Annotated in this window: 6 protein-coding genes (1 of these 6 only partly in view); all 6 read right to left on the bottom strand. The window is 35.4% G+C overall.

Going from position 1 to position 7,500, the window contains the following annotated elements:
• On the bottom strand, nucleotides 1-1,312 hold the 5' portion of the coding sequence (gyrA, locus tag NST14_RS00030) for a DNA gyrase subunit A (RefSeq protein ID WP_001282851.1). Its footprint begins 1,160 nt before the window's first position; the window shows 1,312 of its 2,472 coding nt (coding positions 1-1,312); its start codon is at nucleotides 1,310-1,312; its stop codon lies beyond the left edge, outside the window.
• 88 nt (nucleotides 1,313-1,400) lie between these two features.
• Nucleotides 1,401-3,323: a DNA topoisomerase (ATP-hydrolyzing) subunit B gene (gene gyrB / locus NST14_RS00025; protein WP_000435990.1), complete on the bottom strand. Its 1,923-nt coding sequence runs from the start codon at nucleotides 3,321-3,323 to the stop codon at nucleotides 1,401-1,403.
• Nucleotides 3,324-3,361: 38 nt separating this feature from the next.
• The gene (gene recF, locus NST14_RS00020; protein WP_000470750.1) at nucleotides 3,362-4,489 is read right to left on the bottom strand and encodes a DNA replication/repair protein RecF; all 1,128 of its coding nucleotides are present in this window, start codon (nucleotides 4,487-4,489) and stop codon (nucleotides 3,362-3,364) included.
• A 12-nt stretch (nucleotides 4,490-4,501) separates the two neighbouring features.
• The gene (gene yaaA / locus NST14_RS00015) at nucleotides 4,502-4,714 is read right to left on the bottom strand and encodes a S4 domain-containing protein YaaA (RefSeq protein WP_000821367.1); all 213 of its coding nucleotides are present in this window, start codon (nucleotides 4,712-4,714) and stop codon (nucleotides 4,502-4,504) included.
• 127 nt (nucleotides 4,715-4,841) lie between these two features.
• Nucleotides 4,842-5,981, bottom strand: a complete 1,140-nt coding sequence (gene dnaN / locus NST14_RS00010; protein ID WP_001212896.1) for a DNA polymerase III subunit beta — start codon at nucleotides 5,979-5,981, stop codon at nucleotides 4,842-4,844.
• A 178-nt stretch (nucleotides 5,982-6,159) separates the two neighbouring features.
• The gene (dnaA, locus tag NST14_RS00005; RefSeq protein ID WP_000428025.1) at nucleotides 6,160-7,500 is read right to left on the bottom strand and encodes a chromosomal replication initiator protein DnaA; all 1,341 of its coding nucleotides are present in this window, start codon (nucleotides 7,498-7,500) and stop codon (nucleotides 6,160-6,162) included.

The following is a 7,500-nucleotide window of genomic DNA, read 5'->3' as shown; positions in this document are numbered from 1 at the left end:
GTTCTAAACCTGTTAAACGTTGCAAACGCATATCTAAAATAGCTTGCGCTTGTTTTTCACTTAAGCCGAAACGTTCCATTAAACCTTGCTTTGCAATTTCCGCTGTTTTCGAACTACGAATTAATGTAATAACTTCATCCAGATGGTCTAAGGCAATTCGTAATCCTTCTAAAATATGAGCACGCGCTTCTGCTTTTTCTAGTTCATAAGCTGTACGTCTACGAATTACTACCTTTTGATGTTCCAAGTAATGATATAAATTTTGTTTTAAGTTCAGCACTTGTGGCTCTCCATTTACAAGAGACAGCATGTTAATACCGAAACTTGTTTGAAGTGCTGTATGTTTATATAAGTTATTTAATAATACATTAGCATTGGCATCACGACGTACTTCCATAACAATACGCATACCATTTCGATCTGATTCATCACGTAAATCTGTAATACCTTCAATTTTCTTATCGCGAACTAATTCTGCAATTTTTTCAATTAATCGCGCCTTATTTACTTGATAAGGTAGTTCCGTTACGATAATAGATTGTTTGCCATTTGACTTCTCTTCAATTTCAACTTTAGCACGAAGTATAATAGAACCGCGTCCTGTTTCATACGCTCTACGAATACCACTTCTTCCTAAAATTAAACCTGCCGTCGGGAAATCTGGTCCTGGAATGCACTCCATTAATTCTGCAATAGTAATATCAGGATTATGACTTAATGCCAATACCCCATCAATTACTTCGCCAAGTTGATGCGGCGGAATATTCGTTGCCATACCAACTGCAATACCTGTCGTACCATTTACTAGTAAGTTAGGAAAACGCGCTGGTAATACAATTGGCTCTCTTTCAGAACCATCATAGTTATCTTGATAATCAATCGTATTTTTTGAAATATCACGTATTAACTCCATAGAAATCTTAGACATTCTTGCTTCTGTATAACGCATTGCTGCTGCTGAATCTCCATCGACAGATCCAAAGTTACCATGCCCATCAACAAGCATATAACGTTGACTGAAATCTTGCGCCATACGTACCATTGTTTCATAAACAGCCGAATCACCATGAGGGTGATACTTACCAATTACTTCACCAACAATACGTGCTGATTTCTTATACGCTTTATCAGCCGTAATTCCTAAATCATTCATCGCATATAAAACCCTACGATGCACAGGTTTTAATCCATCACGAACATCTGGTAATGCACGAGATACGATAACACTCATTGCGTAATCTAAAAATGAGGTACGCATTTCATGACTAATATTAATTTCTCGAATTCGTGCTTGTTGTTGATTGTCTGACATCAACGAGCACCTCCTCTTACATTTCCGTTACACATACATTGATTTATATGTAGAAGACAGGAATACTCAGATTCCTGTCATTACTCATTTAAATATCAAGGTTTTTCACGTATTTTGCATTTTCTTGGATAAAGTTACGACGTGGCTCTACTTTATCCCCCATTAAAATTTCAAATGTTTCATCTGCTTCAATTGCATCTTGAAGGGAAACTTGAAGTAATGAACGCACTTCTGGGTCCATTGTCGTTTCCCAAAGCTGAGCTGGATTCATTTCTCCTAAACCTTTGTAACGTTGGATCCCGGGTTTAGGTTGAGCTGGTAATTCAGCTAAAATCTTTTCAAGCTCTTTCTCATTATAAGCATATTGAATTTTTTTACCTTGTTGTATTTTAAACAACGGTGGCTGTGCAATATAGATATAACCATGTTCAATAATTTGACGCATATAACGATAGAAGAACGTTAATAATAGGGTACGAATATGCGCACCATCTACGTCGGCATCCGTCATAATAATAACTTTATGATAACGAGCTTTCTCAATATCAAAATCGCCGCCAATGTTCGTACCAATTGCAGTAATAATTGTACGCACTTCATCGTTAGATAAAATTTTATCCAATCTTGCTTTTTCAACGTTAATAATTTTACCTTTTAGCGGTAAAATCGCTTGGAAGTGACGATCACGCCCTTGTTTTGCTGATCCACCGGCAGAGTCACCCTCTACAATGTAAATTTCACTAATTGCTGGATCTTTCGAAGAGCAATCTGCTAATTTACCAGGTAAACTTGAAACTTCTAATGCACTCTTGCGGCGTGTCAATTCACGTGCTTTTTTCGCTGCAACACGTGCACGTGCTGCCATCGTACCTTTTTCTACGATTTTTCGTGCAACATTCGGGTTTTCTAGTAAGAACTTTTCAAATGCCTCTGAAAACACAGACTCTGTAATCGTTCTTGCTTCACTATTCCCAAGTTTCGTCTTCGTTTGTCCTTCAAATTGTGGGTTTGGATGTTTAATTGATACAATTGCAGTTAAACCTTCACGAACATCCTCACCCGTTAAGTTACTGTCTGCATCTTTTAAAATACTATTTTTACGTCCATAATCGTTAATCACACGAGTTAAAGCTGTTTTAAACCCTACTTCATGTGTTCCACCTTCATACGTATGAATGTTATTCGTAAATGAGTAAATATTATTTGTATATCCTTCGTTATACTGTAAGGAAACCTCAACTTGAATACCATCTTTTGATCCTTCTACATATACAGGTTCTTCATGGATTGGTTGTTTTGAGCGATTTAAATGCTCGACGTATGATTTAATTCCACCTTCATAATGGAATTCTTTCTTTTGCTTATGTTCACGTTTATCTTCAATTGTTAATTTAATATTACGATTTAAAAATGCTAATTCACGCATACGAGTTGCGAGCGTATCAAATTCGTATACTGTTGTTTCCTGAAAAATTTCTGGATCTGGTTTAAATCGAGTTATCGTTCCTGTTTGATCTGTGTCACCAATGACTTTTAAATCCGCAACCGGAATACCTCTTTCGTATTTTTGATAATGGATTTTACCTTCACGATGTACAAATACCTCTAGTTCTGTTGATAGGGCATTTACTACAGATGCCCCAACACCATGCAAACCACCAGAAACTTTATAACCGCCGCCGCCAAACTTACCACCAGCATGAAGAACGGTCATAATAACCTCTACAGCAGGACGTCCCATTTTTTCTTGTATACCAACTGGAATACCACGTCCATTATCCGTTACACGAATACTATTATCTTCTTCGATACTAACGTTAATTTCATCACAGTAACCTGCAAGTGCTTCATCAATACTATTATCGACGATTTCCCATACAAGATGGTGAAGTCCTTTTCCGCTTGTAGATCCAATATACATACCAGGGCGTTTTCGAACTGCTTCTAGCCCTTCAAGTACCTGTATTTGACTTTCATCATATGAATTTTCTTGCATTTGCTTTTGTTCCATTGACACAAAGATCACCTACTTTTCCATTTAAACAGGGATTACGCCCTATCTATTTCACAATCTACCGTGCCGTTCGTTACATGAATTGTTTTCGCTTCTTTTAATGTTTCGTGTTCAATTCCGTCGACACTCGTCGTTGTCACAAATGTTTGCACTTTTCCTTGAATTGTATTTAACAGATGCGATTGACGATAATCATCTAATTCTGATAATACATCATCCAATAGAAGAATCGGATATTCTTTAACTTCTGAGTAAATCAATTCAATTTCAGCTAATTTTAGGGACAGTGCGGTCGTTCGTTGTTGTCCTTGCGAACCAAAGACTTGAACATTTTTACTATTAACGAAGAATTGTAAATCATCACGATGAGGACCAATTAAAGTCGTACCACGGAAAATTTCACGTTGTTTCACGGATTGAAAACTTTCATAGTATACTTCTTTTATTTTCGACAAATCCATTGATTCTGATACATCTACACTCGGTTTATAGACAATTTCTAATTCTTCTAACCCACGGCTTATACCACGATGAATTGGAGCTGCCCATTCTTGTAGTAAATGCAAAAATTCAAAGCGTTTTTGCAAAATTTTTGTACCATGCTCAATAAGTTGAAGTGTAAATACATCCAACATCGTTTCCTCATTCTTACTATTCCCTTGCATCTTTTTTAGCAAGTGATTTCGTTGTGTGAGCACCTTTTGATATTGACTCAATTCATACAAATAGACCGGAGCTATTTGGCCTAATTCCATATCTAAAAAGCGTCTTCTTACTTGAGGGCTTCCTTTTACAAGATTTAAATCTTCTGGGGCAAACATGACAACATTCATCACGCCAATATATTGACTCAATTTTTGTTGTTCAAGTTGATTTAATTTTGCCTTTTTACCTTTTTTCGAGATATTTAATTCCAAAGACAAAGAACTATTTCTCTTTTGCAGCTTTCCTTTAATTTGACCGAAATCTTCATCCCAACGGATAAGTTCGCGATCATTAGAGGTTCTATGAGATTTCGCCATCGCTAAAACATAAATAGCTTCCATCAAATTCGTTTTCCCTTGCGCATTCTCGCCGATAATTACATTTACCTTATCTTCAAAGGAAAGCTCTAACTTTTCATAATTGCGATAGTTTTTTAATTGTATTTCTGAAATAAACAAAGGGCTCCCCCTTTATGACTGAACTTGGAAACTTCCGCTTCCTGGAATTTCAATAATATCGTTCGCATATAGTTTGCGACCTCTTCTATTTTCAAGTTCTTGATTCACGTACACTTCATATTCTTGTAAAAACCATTTTACAGCGCCACCTGTATCAATTACATCGGCTAACTTTAAAAATTGCCCTAGTGTAATATACTCTGTTGAAATTTTAATACGTTTCATAAAATCGCTCACTTTCTGAAAGTGTTCATTCTTTCATTGTACTAAATAAACTAGCATTAGGAAAGTAATACCCAAAAATCAAATAAGGGCTACTAGCATCTGAAAACTAGCAACCCTTATTTCTTACTTAGTAAGTACGAACCGGTAAAATTAATTGAATAATGGATTCATCATTTACTGTACGAATTAAGAATGGTCTCATTGCTCCAGTAAAGCTAATCTTAATTTCAGTACTATCTAATGCTTTTAGTGCATCCATCATATATTTTGCACTAAAAGATATTTTTAACTCTTCTCCATCTACTTTTTCACATTGAACTTCTTCTACTACTTTTCCGATTTCTGGTGAATTCGAGGAAATTTCTAGCATTGCCTGCTCTAAAGTTGATAATTTTACAACATTATTACGACCATCTCTTGCTAAAAGAGATGCACGATCAATTGCTTGTAAAAATTCTTTTGTATTTACAAAAATATCTGTTTTGCTCTCCGCTGGAATTAAGCGAGTTGTATCAGGGTAATTTCCTTCTAACAATCTTGAGAAGAATAATAAATGTTTTGTACGGAATAATACTTGATACTCCGTAATAACGATATCTACCATTTCTTCAGACTCATCTAGAATTTTGCTTAATTCATTTAAACTTTTTCCTGGAATAACAACATTTGCTTGGAACTCATCTGCAATGCCTTCAATTTTTGCTTTTCGAAGAGCTAGTCTGTGACTATCTGTAGCAATGCCAGTTAGTTCGCTGTTATATACCTTCCAGTTTACACCTGTCAAGATTGGTCTTGTTTCAGAAGTGGAAACTGCAAATACAGTTTGTCTAATCATATGTTTAAGTAAATCCGTTGGAATCTTAAAAACATGATGTTCTTCAATTTGTGGTAACAATGGATATTCTGCAGAATCTAAACCATTTAAATTAAACTCTGATTTTCCAGAAGTTATTTTTGTCATCAAATGATTTTCCACAGAAATTTCTACAGTTTCTTTAGGCAACTTCTTTACAATTTCACTAAAATATTTAGCCTGTAAAACAATACTTCCTGATTGATTCACTTCTACGATTTCTTTTCCATTCTCTTCAACTGGAATGAAAGATTCAATTGAAATATCAGCATCGCTTCCTGTTAATGTAACTCCTTCTTCTGTAGCGACAACTTTAATCCCCGTAAGGATCGGAATTGTTGTACGAGAAGAAACAGCCTTCATTACATCTTGTACACTTCTTACAAGATAGTCTTTTTGTATTGTAAAACGCATAAAGAAAAACCTCCGGTAAGTATAAGATTTTATTTAATTAATAAAGATAAAAAATAGTAGTAATAGTAATAGGGCTTGTGGATATGTGGATAACCCTGTTAAAGGATGTAAAAACAGTCTATCTACATGTGGATAGACTGTGCGTAAAACAAGGAAAGTTATTCACACTATTCAGCTACTACTTTAAAATATCGTTAATTTCTTCAACTTGCTTTTGTAATTGCGTATCCGTCTTAAGTAGCTTAGAAATTTTTTCATGAGCATGGATAACTGTTGTATGATCACGTCCACCAAATTCTTCACCTATTTTAGGTAAGGAGGAGTCTGTCAGTTCACGTGATAAATACATTGCAATTTGGCGAGGGAAGGCAACTGATTTCGTTCGCTTTTTCGCCTTGAAATCTTCCAATTTTACTTGATAAACATCTCCTACAGCTTTTTGAATATCATAAATGGAGATAATTTTTGGTTTAGAATTTGGAATAATATCTTTAAGTGCTTCGGCTGCTAAATCAGCATTAATATCTTTGTTAATTAAAGATGAATAAGCTACAACTCGGATGAGTGCACCTTCTAGTTCACGAATATTTGAATCGATTTGATTTGCAATATAAAGCATGACCTCATTTGGTATATCAAGTCCTTCAGCCTTTGCCTTTTTGCGCAAAATTGCAATCCGCGTTTCTAAATCTGGTGGCGTAATATCCGTAATGAGTCCCCATTCAAAGCGAGAACGAAGACGATCTTCTAAAGTTGGAATTTCTTTTGGTGGCCGATCACTGGAAATTACAATTTGTTTACTTTCTTCGTGTAATGCATTGAATGTATGGAAAAACTCTTCTTGAGTTTGTTCTTTTCCCGCTAAAAATTGAATATCATCTATCAATAAAACATCCACATTGCGGTATTTATTACGAAAATCGACAGCTTTATTATCACGAATAGAATTAATGAATTCATTTGTAAATTTTTCTGATGATAAATATACAACTTTGGCATTTGGGTTATGTTCAATTACATAATGACCAATTGCATGCATTAAATGGGTCTTTCCAAGTCCAACTCCCCCATAAATAAAGAGGGGATTATATGCTTTAGCTGGCGCTTCGGCTACGGCCAATGAAGCAGCGTGAGCAAAACGGTTACCAGAGCCAATAACAAACGTATCAAACGTATATTTTGGATTTAGCATACTCTGTGGTAAATGATTAGAATCATCTTGTGCTGAATTCGGTTTAGAAGGAGGAAGATCAATCTCCTCTTCGGCTTGACTTTGGGGAATAATAAAGCGAATAGCTAATTTTGCCCCTGTTAAATCATAAAGTGTTTCTGAAATTAGCTCTGAATAATGAGATTCTAGCCAATCGCGGGCGAATTCATTTGGAGCCGTAATTGTTAATACATCTTTCTTTAAATTATGTGCGGTCGTTGATTTTAACCATGTTTCATAACTTGGTTTACTGACCTTTTTTTCTAGTTCTTTTAAGGCGCTGTTCCATAAATCAGAGATGTTTTCCAA

The organism is Bacillus sp. FSL W8-0519 (assembly GCF_038005585.1).
Classification (GTDB): domain Bacteria; phylum Bacillota; class Bacilli; order Bacillales; family Bacillaceae_G; genus Bacillus_A; species Bacillus_A paranthracis.
Note: the sequence above shows the minus strand (reverse complement) of the source record. Positions and strands in the feature narration are given on the sequence as shown.